Below are 24,432 nucleotides of genomic sequence, written 5' to 3'. Positions count from 1 at the left end.
CACCCGTCGCACTCCGTCAGCCCCCTCCACCATGCTTCGCATGGTCCCCCTCCCCCACTCCGTGGGGGAGGATCCTGAGGCCGTGCCTGCTGCAATGCCCCGTCCACCCTTCGGCGGTTTGAGACGGGTCGTCTCGGCAGGGCATCCGCGAGCCGGGGTATTCGTTGCGGCACGTAACCGGTGGCCGTTGGAGCGCTTCATTTCCCTCTGCGCCGACGCGGATCCTCCCCCGCAGTGCGGGGGAGGTGGCGCGAAGCGCCCGAGGGGGCTTGTAGGGCGCGAAGCTGGCTGGGCCTGATCGGAGAGCGGCAGTGGTGCGCCCGCTAAACATTCCGCCCCAACCCTTCGATCTATTTCCCTAGCCAATCCTTCGATCTATTGCCCTAGATCGTTCGCTCGGGTCGCGGGGGGATGCCTCTTCGATTTATGCTCTGGCCCGGGCAGCATGTTCTGTCGCACCGAACATCCTGAAAGAGCTGAGCCGAGAAGGCCGGCAGAGCATATCCACGACCAGACACGGCGGGAGGCCTAACGTGTCGAGCGCGCGCTCGATGCACGGAGAGGAGTCACATGCATGTCCCTCAAGCCCAAGTCCGCGGCGGCGGCCACGACGTTCGCCAAAACGGTCGCCAGCCTCGAAGCAAGGCCCGCCGCCGCCTCGAATGCCATCAAGGTCACGCCCGGCCACGGTGAAGCTGGCCGGCATCCCACCCGCGAACTGCTCGATGCGCTTTCGGGGAACCGCGATCCCGGCATGTTCGGGCGCATGTTCCGGCTCGATCCGCTCGTCGTTCCCGATGCCAAACTGCAGGTGCTGGCCGCGGCGATGGAGGACAACGCCGCGAACGAGCTTGGCGACAACGACAAGATCCCCGCCGGCTTCACCTATTTCGGCCAGTTCGTCGATCACGACATCAGCCTCGACCTCACTTCGCTGGGCGACAAGGAGAAGGACCCGCTCGGCATCGAGAATTTCCGCACGCCCGCGGTCGACCTCGACTGCCTCTACGGGCTCGGACCCGACGGCAGCCCGCACCTTTATGCGCGCGACCCGAACAACGGCCACAAGCCGGGCCCAAAGATGCTGATCGGCAAGAACATCAACGTGCAGTTCGGCGGCATCACCGGCGACTTCCATAACGACCTGCCGCGCAGCCCGGAAGGCTTCGCGCTGATCGGCGACCACCGCAACGACGAGAACCTGCTGGTTGCGCAGACGCATCTCGCCTTCCTGAAGTTCCACAATGCGGTCTGCGACATGCTGGCGACGTCGGCCTCCCCTCCCCGCGAGATTTTCAAGGAGGCGCGGCGGATCGTTACCTGGCACTACCAGTGGATCGTGCTGCACGACTGGGTGGAGCGGCTGACGGGGCCGGGCACGGTCGCGAAGATCCTGCATGACGGGCGCAAGTTCTACCGGTTCCGGAAAGTGCCCTACATGCCGATCGAATTTTCGGCGGCCGCCTACCGGCTCGGGCACAGCATGGTGCGTTCGAGGTACCCGCACAACAAGGTATTTCCCGACGCGGACTTCGAGCTGCTGTTCGACTTCTCGGGTCTCTCCGGCGGCATTCTCGGCGACCTTGCGCCCAACCCGCCGACGGACCCAACCCCGGTGGCGAAGCTGCCGAGCAACTGGATCATCGACTGGCGCCGCTTCTACGACCTTGGCGCCAGCGGGGGCGTTCCGATGAAGGCCACGCCGTCGCGCACCATTGACCCGCATCTGGCCAAAGTTTTGCACACCCTGCCGGGCGGCGGCGGCAACCTTGCCCTGCGCAACCTCCAGCGCGGCGTCAAGCTCGGCCTGCCCTCGGGCCAGGACGTCGCAACCCGCATGCGGATCAGGGACCCGCTGACGCCGGACGAGGTTGCCTCCGACAGCAACGGCTCGACCGACGGCGCGGCGGCGAAGTCGCAGGGCCTGCATACGAAGACGCCGCTCTGGTACTACATCCTCAAGGAGGCCAAGGTGCGCCACGGCGGCAAGCGGCTCGGCCCGGTCGGGTCCATCATCGTCTCGGAAGTGTTCGTCGGCCTGATCCACGGCGACCACAATTCGTTCCTGTGGCAGGAGAGAAACTGGAAGCCGACGCTGCCGTCTGCCGAGCCCGGCAAATTCACGATGGTCGACATGCTGCGCTTCGTGAACGACATCAATCCGATCGGGGACTGAGGTTTTTACGACACGAGATCAGGCAGGGGGACGCGACCGCAGCGGTGCAAGCCGCTGCGATCTTTGCTCGGTTTTGCGCGGTCGGGCATATCTATCCGGCTGGACACATCAGCGGCGCGGCGCGAGAGAGCGAGGGAAAAGTTGACAGCTGTCAACTTTCGCCGGGGCGGCGAGGTGCACAAAAAGGGATGGAGGGGTTGGCGTGAAGGTCGCAGGGAAGTCTGCGGCAGCTATGGGAACGGGAAGCGCCGGCCGCAGGCTACGTCGCCGGGGAGAAAAAAAGCCAATCCGGCGAAGTTGACAGCTGTCAACTTCGGCTCGGCGTCAGCGCCGCCGGCGGCAACAGGAGCGGGAGACGTATCGGCACGCATGCAGGACCGACCTGCCTGCCCTGCATCGCCGGCCCCGGCAACGCGAACAAACGTGACGAGCGCCCAATGTACGCGGCACCGCCTCTCCTTCTTCGTCATGCCACGGCCCGACCGTGGCATCCATGCCTGAACATCTCCTCTCCACCTGCAGCTGATGGATGGTCGGCGAGTTGACAGCTGTCAACTCAGAGGTGAGTGCGGGGCCGAAGCCGGCGCCGCGCGTTCGGAGCCAAGACTCCGGACGCTGGCCGCGCTGAGGCGTTCAGGCGTGGATGCCCCGGTCAAGCCGGGGCATGACGAACACGGAAATGTCGAGCCCCGTATCTGCCTCCCTCGCCTAGTAGACATCGTAGCGGGGAAGGCGCGGGCAGGGCGGCTGGAAGGCAATCGTTCCGTACCCGGCGGCGACACCTCTCGATTTGCCCATCTAAATGGCCACGCTCTATGAGCCCCCTCCACCATGCTTCGCATGGTCCCCCTCCCCCATAGATGGGGGAGGATCCAAGGCGCGAATTTTTGGACGGTCCTGCACCGGTTGGTGAAGCCTCCCGCGGTAAAGGATTCCTCCTTCTCCTTCTCGGTGGCCTTGTCCTTGGTCCAGGCGTTGGCATGGTCGTCTCGCTCTCTCGTTGCAGTATGGCACAGTCCCCGGACCCGATCCGCTTGGTCCGGCACGCGAGGGCGTAACATGCTCGAACGAATCCCGAAGCGTCGCCGCCAGTGGCGAAGCCGAACTGTTCTACGCGGATGACAAATGCGGCAAAGGATCCTCCCTGCGATGCGGAGAAGGGGGCGTGCGGCAGCCCCGGGACCTGGCTCTGTTTGGCCCCGCGCGCTGGGGCGTGAAGTGCCAGTGGGAAGAAAAACCGGACTGCTTGCCGCCAGCGGCGCGGCCGGTCTGTCTTGCCGTGGATGGCACACGCGGCGGAGGATCCTCCCACGCAACGCGGGGGAGGGGCCCATGCGAAGCATGGGGGAGGGGGCGTCTTGTGCGACGGTGGCGAAAGTGTCCGCCCGAACCCGCTCCGCAGCGTGATGCGGCTGGGACACGACGTCCAGGCAGTCGCCAACGTCCCAAGGCCCTTCCAACGCGCGCGCTGTGCCGAAGCTTCTGACGCCCAAGCCGGGTAAGGGGGCGGAGAGCCAACGCAAAGTTAGATCCATCCGGAATTTTCACAGGGCCGGACCGGCCCGAAGCTCCTTAAATCCCTCGCCAAGGTGGCGGATCCCTAGGGCCCCCTACAGTTGGCAGGTCTCACATCCGGCACCACCGCCGCCTGTTGCTTCCAATACCGCAGGCCCGGGGGACACTCTATTTGGAGTATTACACCAGCCCCCCTGGGCACGTAGCCGACCAAGCCCCCAACTTCCAAGCTCCCAAGTTCACACCCCCTAGCCCCTAGCCCCCTACTTCACCTATTCCCTCCCTCCTGCTCGCCGCCTCCGCCCGCCCAACCGCCTTCGCCGGTTGCAGACCGGTTAATTTCCGTTAACCCTAAATTGCTTGACGGGAATCGACGCTTGCCGCAACGTACCTACGGATTGCGGGTGAATCGCACGGCTTTTCCGTTACTCGCGCCCCAGGCTGTCAGTTTTGGTAACTTCGCGTAGAATTGATCACGTCGGGCGAGTCGCGATGCGATTCTCGGCTACCCGCGCACATGCAGGCAGAACGGTGTTGATGACGATCGCTCAACCTCAGGTACAACCAGCCGACCGGCAGATCGCCGCAGATGCGGAATTGCTGTCGGCCCAGCTTGCCGCCTTGCGCGGCCGGCTGTTTCCGCCGAGCGCCATGAAGACGCTGCGGCCCTTCACCAGCGGTGAGGCGGCCAGGCTGATCGGCGTCAGCGATGGGTACCTGCGCCAGCTCTCGATCTCGGGGGAGGGGCCCGTGCCGGAGGTGACCGCCGGCGGGCGCCGCCTCTACACGCTCGCCGACGTCAACGCGCTGCGCCAGTATCTCGCCGCCCAGGGGCCGGCCAAGGCGCGGCACTATCTCAAGTGGCGCCAGCCCGGCGAGCACCTGCAGGTGATCGCCATCACCAACTTCAAGGGCGGCTCGGGCAAGACCACGACCTCGGCGCATCTTGCGCAGTATTTCGCGCTGCAGGGCTATCGCACGCTTGCGATCGACCTCGACCCGCAGGCATCTCTGTCGGCGCTGTTCGGCTACCAGCCGGAGCTGGACCTCACCGGCAACGACACGCTCTATGGCGCGATCCGCTATGACGGCGAGCGCGTGCCGCTCGCCTCGATCGTGCGCAAGACCTATTTCGACGGGCTCGACATCGTGCCCGGCAATCTCGAGCTGCAGGAGTTCGAGCACACCACGCCGCAGCATCTGGCGCGGCGCACCGAGGACGACGGCGGCGGGCTATTCTTCGCCCGCGTACAGCAGGCCATCCAGTCGGTCGAGGAAAACTACGACGTCGTCGTCATCGACTGTCCGCCGCAGCTGGGTTACCTGACGCTCTCGGCGCTGTGCGCGGCGACGTCCGTCATCGTCACCGTGCATCCGCAGATGCTCGACGTCGCCTCGATGAGCCAGTTCCTGTTCATGACGTCCGACCTTCTGTCGGTGGTGCGTGAGGCGGGCGGCGAGCTCAACTTCGACTTCCTGCGCTATTTGATCACCCGCTATGAGCCGAATGACGGGCCGCAGACGCAGATCGCCGGCTTCCTGCGCACGCAGTTCGGCGAGCGGGTCCTGACGGCGCCGATGCTGAAGTCGACGGCGATTTCCGATGCGGGCCTGTCCAAGCAGACGCTCTACGAGGTCGGTCGCGAGAATTTCAACCGCGCCACCTACGACCGCGCCTATGAGGCACTGAATGCGGTGAACGCCGAGATCGAGGCGCTTCTGCTGCAAAGCTGGGGGCGCAAGTCATGACCGGATCGAAGTTGACAGCTGTCAACCGGGCGGTGCGCTCAGAAAAGTTCGGGGGGACTTATCCACCCGTCGCGCGCCTGCGCGATCATGACCTCGCAGGAGGTTTGCTATGAACGCGCGCAAGGACAGGCTGAAATCACTCTTCGCCGGCGAGGTGCCGGAGGCGACCCCGGAAGCGGTGGCTCCGCTGCCAGCGGCCGATGCCGTCAAGCGCACGCCCTCGGCTGCGGTGCGGGCGATGGGCCTGTCGCTCGGCTCGCTGTCTCAGGAGGCGGAAGAGGCAAAGCGGCTGCGCGAGGCGCTGGCGGCCGGCGAGCAGGTGGTCGAGCTCGACCCCAACATGCTCGAGCGCTCGCCCTTTGCCGACCGCCTCAGCGACGGCGCGGTCAATGACCCCGAATTCCTCGAGCTGAAAGAAAGCCTGCGCGAGCACGGCCAGCAGGTGCCGGTGCTGGTGCGTCCGCATCCAGATCCGGCGAAGGCCGCCAGCGGTCACTACCAGCTTGCCTATGGCCACCGCCGCGCCCAGGCGGCGCGCGAGCTTGGCCTGAAAATCCGCGCCGTGGTGCGCCAGCTCGACGATGCGGCGCTTGCGCTCGCGCAGGGCAAGGAAAACGCCGAGCGTCGTGACCTCTCCTTCATCGAGCGCGCCTTCTTCGCCAAGACGCTCGTTGACCACGGCTTTGATCGCGCAACCGCGATGGCGGCGCTTTCGGTGCACAAGTCGGAAATGTCGCGCCTGATCCAGGTGGCGGAAGCGATCCCGCCGGCAATCGTGCGCGCGATCGGCCCGGCACCCAAGGCGGGCCGGCCGCGCTGGCTGGAACTCGGCGAACTCCTCGAAAAGGACAAGGCCGGGCTCGCCGCGCAGGAAATCGCTTCGGAAGACTTTGCCGCCGCCGACAGCGACACGCGCTTCCAGCGCCTGTTCGACCGGCTGCAGCGCTCGGCCCAGGGCCGCGGCGCAAAGCCGAAGGCGGAGAAGCCGAAGACCATCAAGGGCGAGGCGGGCATTGCCATCGCCGAGCTTGCGCGCGCGGGCAAGAACGCGCGCCTGACGATTCCCGCTTCCGCAGGCCAGGGCTTTGCCGACTATGTCGCGGCCCGGCTGCCGGAGCTGCATGCGGCCTTCGTGGCCGGCTCGAAGGAGGAGTGAAGGATTTCCCGGGCAGGCTCGCCGCCTTCCCGGCAGTGTGAACCGCGTTAGGACGAAACTACGAACGGAGAAACAGGCAAGAAAAAAGGCCCCCAGAACGTCACCATCCCGGAAGCCCCTTTTCGATGTAGCGATCTGAAAGAATCACTTCCGCGACTCGCTGTCAAGGCGTCGGTGCGTTCCGGCCACGGATTTCTGTGCCTCGGAATGAGGTGAATTCAGATGACGGAGCATTTTGCAACGACGCCATTCGGCGGCGGGCGGGTTTCTGCGGCCGATTTTCGGCGGCGAGAAGACGTCGAACGCAAGCGCAATGCCCTCAAGCAAGGCGGCAACGACACCGGCCGCGCCGACAAGTGGCAGCTGATGCGCGCGCTTTCCGAAGCACGCGCGGCCTTCGGCCTGTCCGACCGCACCCTGGTGGTGCTCGACGCGCTCTTGAGCTTCCACACGCCGCGCGAGCTCGATGGCTCGCAGCCGATCGTCGTGTTCCCGTCGAATGCGGAGCTTTCGCTGCGCAGCCGCGGCATGGCGGACGCGACCTTGCGCCGGCACATCGCCGCGCTGGTCGAGGCGGGGCTGATCCTGCGCCGCGACAGCCCCAACGGCAAGCGCTATTGCCGCCGCGACGACCGCGGCCAGATCGAGGACGCCTATGGCTTTGATCTCTCGCCGCTGGCGCTCGCCGCCAGCGAGATCTGTGCGGCGGCGGACGCCGTACGCGAGGAGCAGCGAGCGCTGCAAAAGCTGCGCGTCGAAATTTCCATCCACCTCCGCGACACCGGCAAGCTGATCGAGGCGGGGCTCGCCGAAAAGCGTACCGGCGACTGGCAGGGCTTTCTCATCGAGCTGCAGCCGCTTGCCCGCCGCCTGTCGCGCCAGGCCGAGCGTTCCGTGCTTGAACGGCGCCGTGACGACCTCGTTGCGCTGCGCGCCCGGGTCGAAAAGGCATGGCTCGACGCTCTCGATGATGAAGAAATGAGCGGCAGTGACGCCGGTTTCGAGCGGCACTATCAGAATTCAAACACACACCATCTTTTTGAAAAAGGCTCCGAAACAGAGCTGAAGCACGCAGCAGGCGGGAAAACCGCTGGAACGGCGGAAAGGAATGCGGGCCGGGATGGCGCAACCAGTGGTGGAAGCGAGAAAGATCGCGAAGCTGGCGGGGGCGCGAGGTCTGCGTCGGGCCGCGAGGGGATGACCCACGGCTTGAGCATTGAGATTGATGCCCGTCGCGGGATGGATGCCGACGCGAACGATGATGCGCCGACCGACGAAGGCAGCGGGGATCGCCCTTCCGAGGGTGCTTACCCAGTAAGCCACGTGGAGGCTCGATCTGCGGGTGAAACCAGCGGAGCCGGGGTGCCGACTGGCCTCGCGTCGGCTGCTGGCGGCGGCACCGGCGCCGGTCCACGGGACATACTCGACGTTTCCGCCCGGTTCGTCGCGTCATCCGTTTCCGCTGCAGCGCCCGAAACCCGCGTCGCACCTGAAACCAAGGGCGAGCCGGTGCCGCTGGCCTATCTGCTCGGCGTCTGCCCGACGCTCGTCACCTACGCAAAGGACGGCATTTCCGGCTGGCGCGACGTGATCACGACGGCGGGGCTGGTGCGCTCGATGCTGGGCATTTCGCCGGACGCATGGCGCAGGGCCTGCGAGGCCATGGGCGCGCCAGCCGCCGCCGCAACCGTCGCGGCGATCCTCGAACGCGCCGAGCACATCCGCTCGCCAGGCGGCTATCTGCGGGCGCTCACCGAACGCGCCGAACAGGGCAAGTTCTCGGTCAAGCCGATGCTCGCGGCCCTCGAAGGCGGGGGGGGGGAGTGAGACGCGCGGTGTGGTGGTGTAGCCGGCATTGCGAGGCGACAGCGCCAGGCCATTGCCAGAGGCTTCTCCAGAGGCCCTTGACCGTCCTTGCAGTCCGCTCCCCCCGGATCCCCCATTTATGGGGGAGGGGAACCACCGAAGGTGGTGGAGGGGGCTCATGGAGCGAGGCGTGGGCGAACGCGCGCAATCGGGCAGGAGGCGTCAGGTCTTCCAGTCTTCCGCCGCCGGCGTGGGCGGCAAGGTTCCGGCATGGACCCTCGGGTCAAGCCCGAGGGTGACGAAGGGAGAAATGTTGTTGCCGCTCGCGCTCTACGACGCCCCCTTCGTCGCCTTCGGCGACACCTCCCCCGCTTCGCAGGGGAGGATCCTCTGCAGGTGGCGTCATTAGCGTGTGTGCCACCTTGCCAAGGAGGCTAAGTGTGAGACGTGGCGCTGCTCATCCACCCCGGCACACCCGGATCCTCCCCCATTTATGGGGGAGGGGGACCACCGAAGGTGGTGGAGGGGGCTCATGGAGCGAGGCGTGGGCGAACGCGCGATCGGGCAGAGGGTGTCAGGTCTTTCAGTCTCCCACCGTCGGTGGGGCGGCAAGGTTCCGGCATGGACCCTCTGGTCAAGCCCGAGGGTGACGAAGATGGAAAAATCAGCGCCAGATACGGCAGGGCGGACCGTTGCCAGTGGTCGCCGAAGGGGGCGGATGAGGCCTGTCAAAGGCACCGCAAGAACGGCTCAGAGGACCGGGCGGCTTAGGACGGTTGGGGTCGAACGTCGGCGCCCGCGCTTTACGACGCCCCCTCCGTCGCCTTCGGCGACACCTCCCCCGCTTCGCAGGGGAGGATCCTCGATGAGGCTCCATCCGCGCGGACATCACCCTGGTCAGCAGAGCGTGCTGACGCATCAAGGTTGACACTCACGTCTCCCCCTTCGTCACCCTCGGGCTTGACCCGAGGGTCCATGCCTGAACGTTTCGCCCGGACAAAACGGTGGCGGGGGCGCGCAGACTTCACCTCATCAAGACAGTTTAAGGTCCAAAACTGCCCCTCAAAAACCGCGTCTGTCGTCGAGCAGAACGTCCAGCGATACGGCACGCAAAAATTTGCTCGACGAGAGAGCGCGTGTTTTGCCGAGAAAATGGCCACGATCGGGAGAAAAATGGAAAGAATATCAACTCATTAACCGTGTTCTTCTTCCTCTTGTCGAAAATGCATCGAATAGCCCCTTTGGCGCTTGCGGCGCGCCCATTTTTCGAAGGCGCGGCGGGCTTCGGCTTCGCCGTCGTGAAATTCGAGCATCTGGCGCCCGCGCGTGCCGATCCGGCCCCAGGCGCGGACGAGCGCGACCTCGCCGAACAGCGTCGGCTCGATCGACAGGTGATAGAACCGCGCCATGTTGCGCGCGGCGTCCTCACGGTAGAGGAGGAGAGGGGAGGGGATGGTCATGCGCGCAAGGTTGCGCGGCGAAGCGCGCCTCGTCCAACGCAAAGGATGAATCAGTCGGGCGCGACCGATTCAGGCCGCTGATGCATCGGCTTGTGAGCGCGCACCACGTGCGCTATATATGACCACAGTAGTCACAAGGAGGCGCGCCATGCGCGAGATCCAGCTCAAGGAAGCCAAGGCGACGTTCTCGGCCGTCGTCGACCAGGCGGTGCGCGGCAATCCGGCGATCATCACCCGCCATGGCCGCAAGGAGGCCGTGGTGCTTTCGTTCGAGGAGTATCAGAAGCTGTCGCAGCTGCCGAGCCTCGGCCGGCTGCTTGCCGCCTTCCCCGGCGAGGGCGACGAGTTGCCGGATCGCGGACGCGGCACGCGGGAAAGCGAGTTTTAGGCGGGCGAGGCTGACCTCGGCTCATGCTTTCGGCTCCAGGCTTCGCTGTCCATCGGTCGCCAAAAATTGCCACGAAAGCCCGCGCGTTTCTCATCCGCTTTCGCGATGCCCGGACCGGCGCGAGGAAGCCGTGCCACGCCATTTGAGGCGAACCGTTGAGGTCTAGAGAGACCCGAGGCATTGGCCGAATTGGTCGAGAGAGGGGGCTCCGGACGGCTCTTGCAGTACGATCACCCCCTGAAAACACGTCGCCCTACCACCCACCAACCAACTCCTCCTGACGGCCAGGTGAAAAGATGTATCTTGTTGATACGAATGTGATTTCTGCGCTTGCGCCGTCAAAGCGCGAGGGGGCGCCGGAGTTGGTCGAGTGGCTCGACCGGGCGAGTCCGTGGCTCTATCTCTCGGTCATCACGGCGGCGGAAGTGCGCGCCGGGATCGCCAAGGCCGAGCGCGAGGGTGCAACGACGAAGGCCGCGCGGCTCGCCGACTGGTGGTCGGCGATCGAGTACATTTATGGCGAGCGCATCCTGCCGTTCGACCTGAAATGCGCGGCAGAGGCCGGCGCGATCATCGACCATGCCCGCGCGCACCAGCCGGGCTTCGAGGATATCGCAATTGCCGCCACCGCCCGCGCGCACGATCTTGTGGTCCTCACCCGCAACCTTCGCCACTTCGCACCCCTGGGAGCGCGGTGCGTCGATCCGTTTGCGCAATTGCCGAAGCTGCCGGGGTAGGGGAGGGCGGCGAAGAGCGCGGTCAGGGACGGTCCGCCAGCAACGCCTCCAGCTGCAATCGCGCGGGCATGGTGACGCTCGCTTGCGCGACAAGATCTCTGTCGCGGAAGAAGGCGCCGGTCTCCATGAGGCGCGGGTGGCCGGCGCCGAGGGCAAGGACAGCCGACGCATTGCGCAGCACGAAGTCCATATCGTGACAGACGAGGATGATCGCCCGGCCAGCCTCCCGCTCCTCGCGGATGATCGTTTCGAGCCGACCGAGCCAGATCCGGTCGAGGCCGCGCTGCGGCTCGTCGAGCAGCAGGATCCGCGGCTGGTTGACCAGCACCGATGCGAGCGCGACGAAGCGACGCTCGGCATAGCCGAGGTCGAGCGGATGCACCGAGCCGCTCCCCTCAAGCCCGCAGCGACGCAGCGCGGCTTCGACGCGGCGTTCCGCTACGTCCTTGTCCAGCCCGAACTGGAGCGGCCCGAAGCGCACTTCTTCCTGCGCGGTGCCGGCGAAAAGCTGCTGCTCCGGCGTCTGGAACAGCGTACCCACCAGCGCGGCGATCTCGTTGATCTTCAGCTTTGCCGTCGGCGTGCCGGCCGCGAAGATCGCGCCGCGGTCCGGGCGCAGCAAGCCGTTGAGGAGCCGCAGGAAGGTGCTCTTGCCCGCGCCGTTTCGGCCAACCACGGCGATGATTTCGCCTGCGCCGGCCCTGAGCGAAAGATGCTCGAACAGGGGCGGTGAGCCCGGATAGGCAAAGGAAACATCTTCAACGACGAGCATCCGCCGCTCCCCTGATGAGCCCTTTTGCCTCGTCGAGCGACAGTGGCAGCTCGCTGTCGGCAAGTTCGCCAAACAGGCCAAGTTCCCGGCAGGCTCGGGGGATCGAGGGCAGGCCGAGCGTGCGGACGGCATCGCCATGCAGAAGAACGTCGCGCGCGCTGCCATGAGCGGCGATCCTGCCGCTGTCGAGGAGCACGAATTCCTCGGCAAAGGCGAGCGCGGCGTCGGGGCTCGTCTCGAACAGCACCACGGCCCGGTCCCTCGGCAGCGACAGAAGCAGCGAAAGCACATGCTCGCGCGCTTCGGGATCGAGGTTCGTCAGCGGCTCGTCGAGGATGAGAAAACGCGGTTCCAGCGCAAGCGCGGCGGCGATGACCAGCCGCTGCTGCTCGCCGCCGGACAGCGTGAACGGATCGCGCTCGGCCAGCTGTTCGAGCCGGCACTGCGCCAGCGCCCTTTCGGTGCGCTCCCGGATTTCGGCGAGCGGCAGGTTGAGGTTTTCGGGTCCAAAGGCAATCTCCTCGCGCACGGTGAAGGCGCGCCCGGAAAGATGCCGGACCGGCACCTGCCCGCCCAGCTGCACCGCGCAGGCGCGCTCGGCAAGGCTCCATTCGGCCCATGGCCTGCCGTCGCAGGTCACCGTGCCCTGATGCGGCCGCCCGTCCGGCAGCCAGCCGGCGAGGAAATGCGCGAGCGTCGTCTTGCCGCTGCCATTACCGCCGAGAATTGCAAGGCGCGCACCTGCCCGCACCTCGAGGCTGACATTCTCGAGCACCCGCTTGTCGCCAAAGGCAAAGGTGAGGTCAGAGACGGCTATCGCAGCCAAAGCGCGCAACCCACGAGAAGCACCGATGCGGCAACCAGCGCGTGGCGCAGGCGCCGCTCAAGCGCCGTATCCGGCGGCGGCGACAGGACGGCGCGGCGCGGAAAGGCACGGAACGCGCGCGCGTTGAGCACGCCGGACCGTTCCTGCGCATCGGCCAGCGCGAGCGTGACCAGCGGCAGGGTGAGCAGCCGGAGCGCGCGTAGCCGGTCGGAAAACGTGTTGACGCGCATGCCGCGCGCCTGCTGTGCATCGCGGATCGCGCCGGCGCGCTTGGTGAACTCGTCGATCAGCAGCAGTGGGCTCGCCAGCAGGAAGGAAAGCCCCGGCGGCATACGGGCGACGTCGAGCGAGCGCAGCAGCGCCGCCGGATGCGTCGTGGCAACGAACAGGAGCGAGCCCGCCAGCATCAGCGAGATCCGCCCGCCAAGCACCGCCGCATAGGTCAGGCCCTCCTGGCTGTATGACAGGAAGGCGGCGAGCGGCATGCGGTCCGGCCGGTCGACGATCAGGCCGTGGAAGATGAAGACGGCGATGAGGAACGGTGTCGCGAGCACGAGGTAGCGCCGCAGCACCACGCCGCCGATGTGCAAGCCGAAGGCCGCCGTCAAGAGAAGCAGGGTGCCGGCCCACGCACCCGGCCACGGCAGCACGAAAAGCAGCGCCGCAAGCAGAAGCAATGCGGCGAGCTTCGTCAGCGGATTGGCGCGGTGCAGCGCGCTCGAGCCAGGCCGGTGGATCGACCAGGACCGCATCTAGGCCCGGCTGTACTGCAGGTGCCCATAGCCGGCGGTGAGCCGTTGGGGCAGCTGCCGCACCAGCGCCCAGACGATGAGCGCGGTTATCACCTTGTCGGCGACGTTGGTCCCGAACACGGTGAGCGCGACCGAGCTGAACAGCGTCTGGCCGACGCTCGACAGGTAGCCGACGATGAAGTCGGCGCCAGAGCCGGTCACGCCGCCGAACATGTAGATGCGGATCGGCACGGCAACCAGCGTCAGCGCCGCGGCGATCACGACGCCGGTAACCGCCGCCTGCCACCAGGTGCGGAACCAGCCGGCGCGGGCCATCAGGCCGGCGACCACGCCGATGACGATGGCGACCGGGGCGAATGCGGCCGCCACCGGCGACACGATCAGCCCGAGAATCAGGTTGGTGAGCAGCCCCGTCACGCCGCCGGCGAGCGGGCCCGCCAGCACGCCGACAAGTACCGTGCCGATCGAGTCGAGGAAGATCGGCAGCCGGACAAGATCGTTGATCTGGTTGCCGACGATGTTGATGACGATCGCGACCGCGATCAGCGAAAGAACGCGCGTTTCAAAAAGCCTGGTCGTGCTGCTTGCCATGATGTTTCCCCCTCCTGTTTCATGAGCCGGACGCGGGCCGGCCTCATGTCCTCCTGCGGATCGTGAGCTCGTCCCAGCCCGAAAGCTGGCAGGGCTCACGCGTGAAAATGAGATCGGTCAGCTCGGCGAGAACGATCTCCGCCGTCGTGTAGACCGCCGAGCCCGGGCCGAAATGCGCGCCGATCATGCGCCCGGTCCCGTCCGACAGCGAAATGTGCAGATGCTCCCCCTCCGCATCGACGGTGCCAACAAGCGAGACGATCTCGAAATGACCGGTAATATTGGCCCATTCGCTGACATTGGCGTAGCGCAGTTGCGCTTCGGTCAGGCTGCCGACGCAGGTGACGATCGAAACGGCCTGTAGTTCGTGCATGCGCACGAATTTGCGCAGTTCGAGCACGATGTCCTCGCCGGGCTTGAGCCGCAGCGCATAGAACCGGGCATGGCTCGACGGGGCAGGCGCAGGCGAACTCATGCGCGCCCTCCGGCGACGGGCAGGGCACTCCGGTTGTTACCTGAAAAAGCAGCGCTCGCGCGCCCGGCGCGGCCAAAGATGAAATGGAAACAAGATGCGGGCAGATCCGGCCGACCTGCTTCGTCGAAGCAATGCATGTCATCTCCCGATGACGGATGAACGGGAATACGGCTTCGGAACGAAGGTCTGCTGACGGATAGCCGGAGCGCACACGGCGCATCGCAACTTCATCTCAACCGCAGCACCGAGACTATGCACGGGTGACGTAGTGTCAAGTGGGGGTAAGCGGGTAGGGGAGTAGGGGAGTAGGTGAATAGGCAAGTAGGGATTCCGCTTGCCGGTGGGGACCCTCGCAGCGGTCGTTTCGGCACTTGCGGCGCCGCCCCGCACCCAAACTGCTTAACGTCGTAATGCCGCAGGGGGCGCGGAGGCCATAATCCCTTAGCCGCCTACTCCCCTAATCCCCTATGCACCTAACCCCCTGATTCCGCTTTCTCCCTTGGAAGAGGTGCCCGTCTTTCGGCAATTTTCTGCCGCAGCGGCAGCTTTGGATAACCTGTTGTCGAATTTTGGTACGGCCTTTTTTTAATATTGATAATGATCAAACGGCGCGTTAGAGCGTCCCCCACCCTGGAGGGGGAGTGCCACTTTCGTCGTCAGACGCCGTGCGTGACGGGCTCTGCCCCCCGCCTGACCTCAACGTGTGCAGGAGGAAACTGTGCTCAGTATCCGCATGTCACAAGATATGCTCGCAGGCGTCATTTTCATGGCAATCGCGGCGGTGGCCCTCTGGTTCGGCGCCGACCTCGACGCCGGGACATCCGCAGAGATGGGCCCCGGCTACATGCCGCGCGCGCTCGCCTGGATCATCGGCGCCATGGGCGTCTTCACCTGCCTGCGGGCGCTGTGGCTGAAGAGCCCGAAGGTGGGCACCATCGCCCTGCGCCCGATCATCCTCATTCTCGCCGCCTGCGGAGCCTTCGCCTACCTCGTCGACTGGGCCGGCTTCATCGTCGCCAGCGCCGCCGCGATCCTCATTGCCCTGTTCGCAATGCCCGGCGCCTCGCTCCTCTACGTCATCGGCATGATCGTCGTCCTGCCGGCGGCGCTCGCGCTTGTGTTTATCGTCGGCCTCGGCCTGCCGTTTGATCTGTGGTGGTTCTGAACATGGATCTGCTGATCGACAACCTTGTGCTCGGCTTTTCGGGCGCCGCAACCATCCAGAACATCGGCTACGCCTTCGTCGGCTGCCTGCTCGGCACGCTCGTCGGCGTGCTGCCGGGCATCGGCGTCGTCCCGACCGTGGCGATGCTCCTGCCGCTGACCTTCGGCATCGACCCGCTCTCGGGCCTGATCATGCTCGCCGGCATCTATTATGGCGCGCAGTATGGCGGCTCGACCGCCGCGATCCTCGTGCGCATGCCGGGCGAGGCAGGCTCGATCGTCACCGCGCTCGACGGCTACGAAATGGCCCGCAAGGGCCGCGGCGGCGCGGCCCTGTCGATCGCCGCGCTCGCCTCGTTCTTTGCCGGCACGGTCGCCACGCTGCTGATCGCCGCTTTCGGCTCGTCGCTCGCTGACGTTGCCATGCAGTTCCACTCGGCCGACTATTTCTCGCTGATGGTGCTGGGCCTTACCATGTCGATCGTGCTCGCACAGGGCTCGATCTTCAAGGCGATCACCGTGATGCTGATCGGCTTCCTGTTCGGTCTTTGCGGTCTCGACCTCAATTCGGGCGCACAGCGCTTCACCTTCAACATTCCCGACCTCTATGAGGGCGTGAGCTTCCTTGCGATCTCGATCGGCCTGTTCGGCCTCGTCGAGGTGGTGCGCAACCTCGAGCACCCGGAAGAGCGCGGCGAAAACCCGAAGATGCGCATGCGCGACCTCTACCCGACCAGGGAAGAAGCGCGGGACGCGGCGCCTGCCGCCGTGCGCGGCACGCTGATCGGCTCGGTGCTCGGCATCCTGCCGGGCGGCGGCGCGGTGCTGGCGTCGTTCGCGAGCTACACGCTTGAAAAGAAGCTGTCGAAGACGCCGCAGGCCTTCGGCAACGGTGCGCCTGCGGGCGTCGCCGCGCCTGAGGCCGCCAACAATGCCGGCGCGCAGACTAGCTTCATTCCGCTGCTCACCCTCGGCCTGCCGTCGAACCCGATCATGGCGCTCCTGATGGGCGCGATGATGATCCACGGCATTGCGCCGGGCACGGCCGTCATCTCCGAGCGTCCGGACCTGTTCTGGGGCCTGATCGCCTCGATGTGGATCGGCAACCTGTTGCTCGTCGTGCTCAACCTGCCGCTGGTGGGCCTGTGGGTGCGCCTGCTGACCATCTCCTACCGCATGCTCTTCCCTGCGATCATGATGTTTTGCCTGATCGGCGTCTATTCGGAAGGCGGCAGCGCGTTCCAGGTGTTCCTGCTCGCGGGCTTCACGCTGCTCGGCTACCTTTTGATGCGCTGCGGCTGCGAGCCGGCGCCGATGATCCTCGGCTTCATCCTCGGCCCGATGATGGAAGAAAACCTGCGCCGCGCGCTCACCGTCTCAGGCGGCGACTACTCGGTGTTCATCCACCGTCCGATCTCGGCAACGCTGCTGGGCGCCGCGGTCCTGCTGCTCCTCGTCATGGCGCTGCCTGGCCTGCGCAAGTCGCGCGAGAAGGCGTTCGAGGAATAGCCGCGCAAACCGCTTCACATCCTATCCACCCCAACACACTGGAGGATCTGTCATGGCCAATCTCGTCGGCCTCGCTGCAATGTCCCACTCTCCATCCTGGGACCTGTCCCGCGATCTGGTGGGTCCGGGCCAGGAGTTCGTCGCGGCGATCGAGCGCCTGCGCAAGTTCAACGGTCAGAAGGTCGACGCCATCGTCCTGTTCGGGCCCGACCACTACCGCAACTTCTTCTATGACCAGATGCCGCAGTTCTGCATCGGCATCGAGAAGCTCGAGGGCTATGGCGACTACGACAGCCCGAAGGGCCAGATGCCGGTCCAGCAGGAGCTCGGCCGCCACATCCTCGGCAACCTGATGGACAACGGTTTCGATCCGGCCGTTTCGCTCAACATGTGCCTCGACCACGGCCACACCCAGCCCTACGCCGCGGTGAACCCGGAGCTCGACATTCCGGTCGTGCCGATCATGATCAACTGCCAGGGCGGCCCGCGCCCGAGCTACCGCCGCGTGGCCGATTTCGGCCGTGCCGTCGGCGATGCGATCCGCGCCTTCCCGGCTGACATCAACGTCATCGTCATGGGCTCGGGCGGCCTGTCGCACTTCCTGCCGAAAATGTCGGCTGACGACGAGGCAACCCCGGAAGAGACCCGCGACTACATCATCAACGGCCGCGAGCGCTCGCGCGAGTTCAACGCCGAGAAGGAGCGCGTCTCCAAGGAGCGCCGCAAGGAAGGCCGCACCGGCAAGATCTCCGAGGAATGGGACCAGTGGTTCCTGAACATGCTCACCACCAACAATCTCGAGCCGCTGCACAAGTGCACCGACGCCGAGATCGAGGCTGCCGCCGGCAACGGCGCGCATGAGCTGCGCAGCTGGGTCGCGGCCGCCGCCGCCTGGGGCCGCGACATCAAGGTCGTCGGCTACGAGCCGGTCCCGACCTGGATCACCGGCATGGGCGTCGTCGGCGGCGGCATCTGCGTGCCGCAGGACAACTGAGAAAAGGGACCGGCTTCAATGAGCGAACAGACCCACGACTACCGTTCGATCTGGACTGGCCTGCGCGACACCACGTTCGAGCAGGGTTTTGTCAGCGTCAACGGCCTCAACACCCGCTATGCCCGCTCGGGCACCCGCGGCAAGCCGGCGCTGGTGATGCTGCACGGCACCGCCGGCCACTGGGAAGCGTTCTCGTCGAACTTCAAGGCGCACAGCGCCGACTTCGACATCTTCGCCCTCGACATGATCGGCTGCGGCTTCACCGACAAGCCGAACCATCCGCTCGAGATCAAGGACTATATGGGCCATGTGCTCGCCTTCTGTGATGTCATGGGCATCGAAAAGGCGAACTTCATGGGCTGCTCCCTCGGCGCCTGGATTTCGGCGGCGATCGCGCGCAACCATCCCGAGCGCGTGCTGAAGCTCGTCCTGCTGTCGGCTTCGGGCTACTTCTCGAGCGCCGAAAACCGCGGCCGCATCATCTCCCAGCGCACCAAGGCGGTCGACGATCCGTCCTGGGAGAACATCAAGGCGATCTTCAACAAGCTGCTCGCCGAGGAAAAGAGCCGCATCGACGATCTCGTCGCGCACCGCCAGGCAATCTACCGCATGCCGGAGATGAAGCAGGGCATGCTCAACATCCTCGCGCTGCAGGATCCGGACATCCGCGAGCGCAACCTTCTCAAGGACGAGGACTGGCGCGCGATCAGCGCAGAGGCCCTCGTGGTCGGCTCGCTCGCCGACGCCGACGAGTACCTGCGCACCGCCCAGGTCGTCTCGAAGCTGATGCCGAACGCGCGCTATGTCGAGATGGAAGGCGTCGGCCACTGGCCGCAGTGGGAAGACCCGGAGACCTTCAACAAGCTCAGCCTCGAGTTCCTGCGCGGCTGATCTTTTGCCGGGCCACCAGCGGGGACGCCCTCCCCGGTGCGGGGACCACGCGGCGCCTCCGGCGCCGCCCTCTGCCCGAACCGCCAAGAGCATTGAAGCTGAAAAACCCCGTCACGCCGTGGCGGGGTTTTTGTTGCCGGATAGTGAAAGCGACCTCGCCACGGCGTGGTGTGGTGGGTTCTTCACGGGTCGCGTGCGTCCCCACATGGCGTATCGTGCCTCGGGCGCTGCTGCCTTACCCATCACCTTCATTCCCTCGCCGCAGATGGCCGCCGCGTTCCGGCCTGGATGCCACGGTCAAGCCGTGGCATGACGAAGCGGAGAGGCGGGGAGAACACGGGCGAAGGCGAGGGGCGCGGAAAACGCGGCGTGCGCGATTTCCTTTGCCCGTCTTTCCATCGTCATCGTCGGGCTTGACCCGACGATCCATGCCTGAACGCTGACGCCTGGCGTGGCGGGTCTCACATGCCGCTTATGCCAGCAAAGCCACTAGCGCTGCTCATGGGGTGCTGCCGGGGGAGTTGTCCCTTCCCCTTCGCACAAGAGCGCAGCTTGTGGATGCAAAGCAGATTATTTCGCCTTCTGCCGGGCAGGGGGCAAACATTCAACACTCCCAAACCCAGAAAAGTGTGCCCGTCGAGCAGTTGCTGCGGCTGGGGCACGGGCTTGAAACAGTCGCCCCGCGGGCCGTTACCTTGCGTAAACTGCTGCAAAACCCACAGCTTTCTCGCCGCACAAGGGAAAAAATTGCGCACGGGTGCGACGAAAGCGCCGTGATATGCGCGCAACATTCGTGCTAGGACGCGCCGATCCCCGCAACGAGCAGTCCAACACTCTTGGGAAGGAGACGACCTGATGACTTTCTCGCTTAACCGCCGCCAGACCCTGATGGGCCTTACCGCTGCGTCCGCCCTGGCCGGTTTCGGCCTTCCCGCGCGCGCCAGCACCAAGGTCAATGTCGGCGTCATCCGCCTTGCCAGCCACGCGCCGAGCTTCATTGCCTACGAGCGCGGCTACTACAAGGAAGCCGGCCTTGACGTCGAACTGAAGTTCTTCGAGGCCGCTCAGCCGATGGCGGTGGCGATCGCATCGGGCGATGCCGACTATGGCGTAACCGCCATGAGCGGCGGCCTGATCAGCCTTGCCGAGAAGGAAGCGGTGAAGGTCATCGGCGGCGCGCTCGCCGAGGAGAAGGGCACGGTCGGCGCGATCATCCTCGCCTCGAACAAGGCCTTCGACGCCGGCCTGACGGAGCCGTCCAAGCTCGGCGGCCACACCTTCGGCATCACGACGGCGGGTTCCTCCTTCCACTTCATGGCCTACAAGATCGCCAAGGCCAACAACATCCCGATGTCGGAGATCTCGCTGCGCCCGCTGCAGAAGCTCGGCGCGGTCGTCGGCGCGCTGTCGACCAGCCAGATCGACGCCTGGGCGATCCAGGCCTCCGTCGCCAAGAAGATGCTCGCCGAAAACGCTGCCAAGCAGATCGGCCTCGTCTCCGACTACGCGCCGGACTACCAGGTGACGACCGTGTTCACCTCGACAGCTAACGCCGCCAATGAGCGCGAGAAGACGCAGGCTTTCCTGAAAGCCTATTCGCGCGCCGTGGACGACTACAACGCCGCCTTCGTCGACAAGACGGCGAGCGCGGAAGAGGTCGATGCGGTCGCGAAGATCTGCCACAAATATGTCGAGTCCGACTCCCCGTTCGAGCAGGCGAAGTACAACCTCGTCGAGGGCTCGATGCGCATCAACAAGAACCTCGCTCTGTCGGTCAACTCGGTGACCGAGCAGCTCGAGTGGTTCAAGGCGGAAGGCATGGTCAAGGCGAACATCACGCCGGAGATGCTGTTCGACACCTCCTACGTCGACGTCATCTAAAGCCTTTCTCGCATCAACCGGGAAACGGAGGCCCGTTCAGGGCCTCCGCTGGAGACCTGCATGGATTTGCGGATCGAAAACGTCAGCCACACTTACGGCAAGTTCGAAGTGTTGCACGACATCACGCTGAACATTCCCCAGGGCCAGATCGTCTGCGTGATCGGGCCGTCCGGCTGCGGAAAGTCGACGCTGCTGCGTTTCCTCGGCGGCCTCGAGCAGCCGGAGAAGGGGGCGGTCCTGCAGGTCGGCAGCCCCCCGGCCGATTCGCTCAATCCGCTGACCTACGTGTTCCAGCACTTTGCGCTGCTGCCCTGGCGCACGGTCGAAGGCAACATCTCGCTTCCCCTCGAAGAGCACAAGCTGTCGGCTGCCGAGCGCGAGGCGATCATTTCCGACGTGCTGGCGCGCACGCGCCTCACCGACTTCCGCAAGGCGCTGCCCAAGCAGCTTTCGGGCGGCATGAAGCAGCGCGTGGCGATTGCCCGCGCGCTCGCCGTGCGCCCCGCGGTGCTCCTCATGGACGAGCCGCTGTCGGCGCTCGACAGCCAGACGCGCGAACTTCTGATGGACGACCTCGTCCAGCTGTGGGAGCGCCAGCCATTCACGGCCGTCTACGTCACCCACAATCTTGCCGAGGCTGTGCGCCTTGGCCACCGCATCGTCGTTCTGTCGCGCCGGCCGGGACGCATACGCGAGATCGTCGAGATCGACACGCCGCTTTCCGAGCGCGACATCACCAATCCGGAACTTGCCGCCAAGCAGAAGGTGCTGTGGGACCTGATGCATGAGGAGGCAGCCGCCGCCGACCAGGAGCTGCAGGATGTCTGACGCCGTCGTTCGCCCCGTCGCCTTCCGCGGCCGCGGCTTCGCGCCAAGGCACATTCGCGGCATCGGCGTCATCGTCTTCGTGGTGCTGATCGCGCTCGCAGAAATCGGCACCCGCACCGGCGTCATTTCGGCACTGACGCTGCCGCGCCCGTCGGCCGTGCTCGACACCTTCGTCCAGCTCTACACGACGGGGCTGCTCTGGAAGCACCTCATTCCCTCGCTGCAGCGCCTGTTCGTGGGGGCCGCCATCGGCATTGCCGTCGGCGTGTCGCTCGGCGTGATGATCGGCCTCTTCAGCTATGTGCGCGCGGGCCTTGTGCCGCTGGTCGCGGCGCTGTTCCCGATACCGAAGATCGCGCTTTTGCCGCTGTTCGTGATCTGGTTCGGCATTGATGAAGCCTCGAAATACGCGCTCATCGCCTTCGGCACCTTCACGCCGACGGTGGTGGCGACCTATGGCGCCGTCGACAATGTCGACCGCAGCCTGATCCGCATGGGCCAGAGCTTTGGCCTGTCCTGGTGGTCGATCGTGCGCAAGATCGTCATGCCCGGCGCGTTCCCGGCGATCCTGTCGGGCCTGCGCGTGTCGATCTCGATCGCCATTATCCTGCTTGTCGCGGCCGAAATGCTCGGCGCCGAATTCGGCGTTGGCTCCTACATCCTCGAGGCGGGTTCGCTCTATGACCTCGAGCGGCTGTTCGCGGGCGTGACGATCCTGTCGATCATGGGCCTCATCACCAACTGGATCATCGGGCTGATCGAAAAGCACTTCCTCAGCTGGAGAGGGTGAGGCGAAAAGCCAGCCAGATTCGCCGGAATTTTTAGAGCCGGGGTCAGCGAAAACTGGCCCCGGCTCTTGCTTTTCAGGCTCATCCTTTTGGAGGAAGGCGCACCGCTAAGTGCATACTGTCACACAGCGTTTCCCTTCCCTAAGGTCAGATTGTTGCAGCTTGCCACATTATTTGAATGGCATGCCAGTCCAGAAATTGCCGGCTAACAATATTATGGCCTTGTTTGGCATGAATAACTGCCATGTACTTTGCATCCTAGCGAGTGTGCGGCGAAACGTACTGCAGCAATACAGGGTGTGACCTAATCCAGTGTTAAAATAGACACGAGAGAACGGCACCATGCGTAAAGCGATTACTAGTCTACTTCTCATGATTATCTGCAGCCTGACATTGATGCGTCCGGCATTTGCTTATCTTGACCCGGGCACGGCAAGCATGTTGCTGCAGGGAATTATTGGCGGTATCGCCGCGGCAGGTGCGGTCATCTCGCTCAATTACCAGCGTTTCAAGTACGCTGTCCTTTCCATGTTTCGCAAGAAAGATGGCGAGGAAAAGAAATAGTGCTCGAGACGGGGAGAAATCTTGGATCCTTTCGAGATCCGTCGGGAAGTGTTTATACTCTTGGTTCACGTATCTTTCGCACGGTGAATGAAGTCGCGCGCGAAGCTTATGAGAAAGTGCGCGACGCCGGAGTAATAGGGGAATTTACTTCGGAGGGTCGCATCGTCGGCAGCCGCGAGGTGCCGCGCAGCGAATGGCCGTTCGAATTTCCAAGCGCCGCATACCTGATCGAGCACGACCGCGTGCCGTTCATCTCATACCCTTACGAGTGGTCGTTCTCGGAGCTGAAGGCCGCGGCGCTGCATCATCTCGACTTGCAGATCGACCTCTTGAAGCGCGACGTCGTCCTCTCGGACGCGACCGCCTACAACGTCCAGTTCGTCGGTCCCGACCCGGTCTTCATCGACCTTCTGTCGCTCAGGCCCTATCGCGAGGGCGAGTTCTGGCAGGGTCATCGCCAGTTCTGCGAGCAGTTTTTGAACCCGCTCATCCTGCGCTCGGTGCTGGGCGTGCCGCACAATGCCTGGTTCCGCGGGAGCCTAGAAGGCATACCGACGCTGCATCTCGCCAACATGCTGCCGCTTCGCAAGCGCCTGTCCTGGAACATGCTGAGCCAGGTTGTGATGCCGGCCAAGCTCGAGCAGCGCGCGCTCAACGCCCCCGACGAGTCGATCGAGAAGGCAAAGTCCAACACGCGCCTGTCGCGCACCGCCTATAACGGCTTCCTCGTGCAGCTGCGCAACTGGATCGCCCGCATGGAGCCGGCAGACACCGGCAAGACCGTGTGGGGCGAATACGCCCACACCCACACCTATACCGACGAAGAAGCGCGCGCCAAGAAGGCCGCGATCCAGCAGTTCGCCGCCGCGGTGAAGCCCGCGCGGCTCATCGACCTTGGCTGCAACACCGGCGACTATTCGGTGGCTGCACTTGAGGGCGGCGCGCAGTCGGTGATCGGCTTCGACTTCGACCAGCGCGCGGTCGACCTTGCCTATTCGCGCGCCCGCGAACAGAAGCTCAACTACCTGCCGCTGTGGCTCGACGCCGCCAATCCAAGCCCCGACCAAGGCTGGAAGCAGGGCGAACGCTCGGGCTTTGCCAGCCGCGCGAAGGCCGATGCGCTGATCGCGCTTGCCTTCGAGCATCACCTCGCGATCGGCCGCAACGTGCCGCTCGACGACGTGGTCGACTGGCTGGTCGGCATCGCGCCCGTCGGCATCATCGAGTTCGTGCCGAAGAACGACAGCACCGTGCAGAAGATGCTGGCGCTGCGCGAGGATATTTTCCCGGACTACACCGAGGAAGTCTTCGAGGCGGCACTCGCGCGGCGGGCGGCGATCGTTGGGAAGAAGGTGATCTCGGCATCTGGCCGCACCCTGTTCCAGTATGACCGGACCGACAGGCGCTGAG

At 65.1% G+C, this 24,432-nt stretch carries 21 protein-coding genes; 15 read left to right on the top strand and 6 right to left on the bottom strand.

Annotation, left to right across the window (positions count from 1 at the left end):
- Nucleotides 1–574: 574 nt before the first annotated feature.
- The 4 genes from L630_RS0111305 (at nucleotide 575) to repC (ending at nucleotide 8,423) form a co-directional block, all read left to right on the top strand.
- The gene (locus L630_RS0111305) at nucleotides 575–2,176 is read left to right on the top strand and encodes a heme peroxidase family protein (protein ID WP_034330034.1); all 1,602 of its coding nucleotides are present in this window, start codon (nucleotides 575–577) and stop codon (nucleotides 2,174–2,176) included.
- 2,052 nt (nucleotides 2,177–4,228) lie between these two features.
- Nucleotides 4,229–5,440, top strand: coding sequence for a plasmid partitioning protein RepA (gene repA, locus L630_RS0111300; protein WP_024848365.1), 1,212 nt, complete (start codon nucleotides 4,229–4,231; stop codon nucleotides 5,438–5,440).
- A 109-nt stretch (nucleotides 5,441–5,549) separates the two neighbouring features.
- Nucleotides 5,550–6,596, top strand: a complete 1,047-nt coding sequence (gene repB / locus L630_RS0111295) for a plasmid partitioning protein RepB (RefSeq protein WP_024848364.1) — start codon at nucleotides 5,550–5,552, stop codon at nucleotides 6,594–6,596.
- A 222-nt stretch (nucleotides 6,597–6,818) separates the two neighbouring features.
- A complete protein-coding gene (gene repC / locus L630_RS22190; RefSeq protein ID WP_024848363.1) occupies nucleotides 6,819–8,423 on the top strand; it encodes a plasmid replication protein RepC in 1,605 nt (534 codons plus the stop codon).
- 1,172 nt (nucleotides 8,424–9,595) lie between these two features.
- On the opposite strand, the gene L630_RS0111270 is transcribed toward repC, so the two are convergent.
- Nucleotides 9,596–9,862, bottom strand: a complete 267-nt coding sequence (locus L630_RS0111270) for a WGR domain-containing protein (protein ID WP_024848361.1) — start codon at nucleotides 9,860–9,862, stop codon at nucleotides 9,596–9,598.
- A gap of 148 nt (nucleotides 9,863–10,010) precedes the next feature.
- Here L630_RS0111270 and L630_RS0111265 point away from each other — a divergent pair, with 148 nt between their 5' ends.
- Nucleotides 10,011–10,250 (top strand): type II toxin-antitoxin system Phd/YefM family antitoxin, encoded by a 240-nt coding sequence (locus tag L630_RS0111265; RefSeq protein ID WP_024848360.1) that lies wholly within the window; start codon nucleotides 10,011–10,013, stop codon nucleotides 10,248–10,250.
- 296 nt (nucleotides 10,251–10,546) lie between these two features.
- Nucleotides 10,547–10,987, top strand: coding sequence for a type II toxin-antitoxin system VapC family toxin (locus L630_RS0111260; RefSeq protein WP_024848359.1), 441 nt, complete (start codon nucleotides 10,547–10,549; stop codon nucleotides 10,985–10,987).
- A 22-nt stretch (nucleotides 10,988–11,009) separates the two neighbouring features.
- Here L630_RS0111260 and L630_RS0111255 read toward each other — a convergent pair whose 3' ends face one another.
- From L630_RS0111255 to L630_RS0111235, 5 genes are read right to left on the bottom strand one after another with little or no spacing between them, the layout of a single operon-like run.
- A complete protein-coding gene (locus tag L630_RS0111255) occupies nucleotides 11,010–11,759 on the bottom strand; it encodes an ABC transporter ATP-binding protein (protein ID WP_024848358.1) in 750 nt (249 codons plus the stop codon).
- The gene (locus L630_RS0111250; protein ID WP_024848357.1) at nucleotides 11,746–12,585 is read right to left on the bottom strand and encodes an energy-coupling factor ABC transporter ATP-binding protein; all 840 of its coding nucleotides are present in this window, start codon (nucleotides 12,583–12,585) and stop codon (nucleotides 11,746–11,748) included. Before L630_RS0111250 ends, L630_RS0111255 begins: the two co-directional genes overlap by 14 nt.
- Entirely contained in the window at nucleotides 12,573–13,337 is a 765-nt protein-coding gene (locus tag L630_RS0111245; protein ID WP_024848356.1) for an energy-coupling factor transporter transmembrane component T, read from the bottom strand. The genes L630_RS0111250 and L630_RS0111245 overlap by 13 nt, the downstream gene beginning before the upstream one ends.
- The gene (locus L630_RS0111240) at nucleotides 13,338–13,928 is read right to left on the bottom strand and encodes an ECF transporter S component (protein WP_024848355.1); all 591 of its coding nucleotides are present in this window, start codon (nucleotides 13,926–13,928) and stop codon (nucleotides 13,338–13,340) included.
- Between the two features lie 43 nt (nucleotides 13,929–13,971).
- Nucleotides 13,972–14,403 carry a PPC domain-containing DNA-binding protein gene (locus tag L630_RS0111235; RefSeq protein WP_024848354.1) on the bottom strand — a complete coding sequence of 144 codons (432 nt, stop codon included), beginning with the start codon at nucleotides 14,401–14,403 and terminating at the stop codon, nucleotides 13,972–13,974.
- Between the two features lie 718 nt (nucleotides 14,404–15,121).
- Here L630_RS0111235 and L630_RS0111230 point away from each other — a divergent pair.
- The 9 genes from L630_RS0111230 to L630_RS0111190 all read left to right on the top strand — a co-directional run bounded on the left by L630_RS0111230 (nucleotide 15,122) and on the right by L630_RS0111190 (nucleotide 24,431).
- Nucleotides 15,122–15,568, top strand: a complete 447-nt coding sequence (locus tag L630_RS0111230) for a tripartite tricarboxylate transporter TctB family protein (protein WP_144708714.1) — start codon at nucleotides 15,122–15,124, stop codon at nucleotides 15,566–15,568.
- Nucleotides 15,569–15,570: 2 nt separating this feature from the next.
- Complete coding sequence (locus tag L630_RS0111225; RefSeq protein ID WP_024848352.1) at nucleotides 15,571–17,076, top strand: tripartite tricarboxylate transporter permease; 1,506 nt, start codon at nucleotides 15,571–15,573, stop codon at nucleotides 17,074–17,076.
- Nucleotides 17,077–17,128: 52 nt separating this feature from the next.
- Nucleotides 17,129–18,070 carry a hypothetical protein gene (locus L630_RS0111220; protein ID WP_024848351.1) on the top strand — a complete coding sequence of 314 codons (942 nt, stop codon included), beginning with the start codon at nucleotides 17,129–17,131 and terminating at the stop codon, nucleotides 18,068–18,070.
- 18 nt (nucleotides 18,071–18,088) lie between these two features.
- Entirely contained in the window at nucleotides 18,089–18,961 is an 873-nt protein-coding gene (locus L630_RS0111215) for an alpha/beta hydrolase (RefSeq protein WP_024848350.1), read from the top strand.
- Nucleotides 18,962–19,816: 855 nt separating this feature from the next.
- The gene (locus tag L630_RS0111210; RefSeq protein WP_024848349.1) at nucleotides 19,817–20,842 is read left to right on the top strand and encodes an ABC transporter substrate-binding protein; all 1,026 of its coding nucleotides are present in this window, start codon (nucleotides 19,817–19,819) and stop codon (nucleotides 20,840–20,842) included.
- Nucleotides 20,843–20,902: 60 nt separating this feature from the next.
- Nucleotides 20,903–21,670: an ABC transporter ATP-binding protein gene (locus L630_RS0111205; RefSeq protein ID WP_024848348.1), complete on the top strand. Its 768-nt coding sequence runs from the start codon at nucleotides 20,903–20,905 to the stop codon at nucleotides 21,668–21,670.
- Nucleotides 21,627–22,460 (top strand): ABC transporter permease, encoded by an 834-nt coding sequence (locus L630_RS0111200; RefSeq protein ID WP_144703361.1) that lies wholly within the window; start codon nucleotides 21,627–21,629, stop codon nucleotides 22,458–22,460. The genes L630_RS0111205 and L630_RS0111200 overlap by 44 nt, the downstream gene beginning before the upstream one ends.
- Nucleotides 22,461–22,800: 340 nt before the next feature.
- Nucleotides 22,801–23,022, top strand: a complete 222-nt coding sequence (locus L630_RS22460) for a hypothetical protein (protein WP_024848346.1) — start codon at nucleotides 22,801–22,803, stop codon at nucleotides 23,020–23,022.
- A gap of 83 nt (nucleotides 23,023–23,105) precedes the next feature.
- Nucleotides 23,106–24,431 (top strand): class I SAM-dependent methyltransferase, encoded by a 1,326-nt coding sequence (locus L630_RS0111190; RefSeq protein ID WP_024848345.1) that lies wholly within the window; start codon nucleotides 23,106–23,108, stop codon nucleotides 24,429–24,431.
- Nucleotide 24,432 lies beyond the last annotated feature (1 nt).

Origin of the sequence: Aminobacter sp. J41, from assembly GCF_000526635.1 — a bacterium.
In the GTDB taxonomy this organism is placed as follows: Bacteria; Pseudomonadota; Alphaproteobacteria; order Rhizobiales; family Rhizobiaceae; genus Aerobium.
The sequence above is the reverse complement of the archived record's forward strand: the minus strand, read 5'-3'. Positions and strand labels throughout refer to the sequence as shown.

Coding starts and splice junctions, on each gene's coding strand:
- L630_RS22460 (WP_024848346.1), top strand. CDS start 22,801: ATGCGTAAAGCGATTACTAGTCTACTTCTCATGATTATCTGCAGCCTG.
- L630_RS0111200 (WP_144703361.1), top strand. CDS start 21,627: ATGAGGAGGCAGCCGCCGCCGACCAGGAGCTGCAGGATGTCTGACGCC.
- L630_RS0111205 (WP_024848348.1), top strand. CDS start 20,903: ATGGATTTGCGGATCGAAAACGTCAGCCACACTTACGGCAAGTTCGAA.
- L630_RS0111245 (WP_024848356.1), bottom strand. CDS start 13,337: ATGCGGTCCTGGTCGATCCACCGGCCTGGCTCGAGCGCGCTGCACCGC.
- repB (WP_024848364.1), top strand. CDS start 5,550: ATGAACGCGCGCAAGGACAGGCTGAAATCACTCTTCGCCGGCGAGGTG.
- L630_RS0111270 (WP_024848361.1), bottom strand. CDS start 9,862: ATGACCATCCCCTCCCCTCTCCTCCTCTACCGTGAGGACGCCGCGCGC.
- L630_RS0111225 (WP_024848352.1), top strand. CDS start 15,571: ATGGATCTGCTGATCGACAACCTTGTGCTCGGCTTTTCGGGCGCCGCA.
- L630_RS0111260 (WP_024848359.1), top strand. CDS start 10,547: ATGTATCTTGTTGATACGAATGTGATTTCTGCGCTTGCGCCGTCAAAG.
- repC (WP_024848363.1), top strand. CDS start 6,819: ATGACGGAGCATTTTGCAACGACGCCATTCGGCGGCGGGCGGGTTTCT.
- L630_RS0111305 (WP_034330034.1), top strand. CDS start 575: ATGTCCCTCAAGCCCAAGTCCGCGGCGGCGGCCACGACGTTCGCCAAA.
- repA (WP_024848365.1), top strand. CDS start 4,229: ATGACGATCGCTCAACCTCAGGTACAACCAGCCGACCGGCAGATCGCC.
- L630_RS0111265 (WP_024848360.1), top strand. CDS start 10,011: ATGCGCGAGATCCAGCTCAAGGAAGCCAAGGCGACGTTCTCGGCCGTC.
- L630_RS0111235 (WP_024848354.1), bottom strand. CDS start 14,403: ATGAGTTCGCCTGCGCCTGCCCCGTCGAGCCATGCCCGGTTCTATGCG.
- L630_RS0111215 (WP_024848350.1), top strand. CDS start 18,089: ATGAGCGAACAGACCCACGACTACCGTTCGATCTGGACTGGCCTGCGC.
- L630_RS0111255 (WP_024848358.1), bottom strand. CDS start 11,759: ATGCTCGTCGTTGAAGATGTTTCCTTTGCCTATCCGGGCTCACCGCCC.
- L630_RS0111220 (WP_024848351.1), top strand. CDS start 17,129: ATGGCCAATCTCGTCGGCCTCGCTGCAATGTCCCACTCTCCATCCTGG.
- L630_RS0111240 (WP_024848355.1), bottom strand. CDS start 13,928: ATGGCAAGCAGCACGACCAGGCTTTTTGAAACGCGCGTTCTTTCGCTG.
- L630_RS0111210 (WP_024848349.1), top strand. CDS start 19,817: ATGACTTTCTCGCTTAACCGCCGCCAGACCCTGATGGGCCTTACCGCT.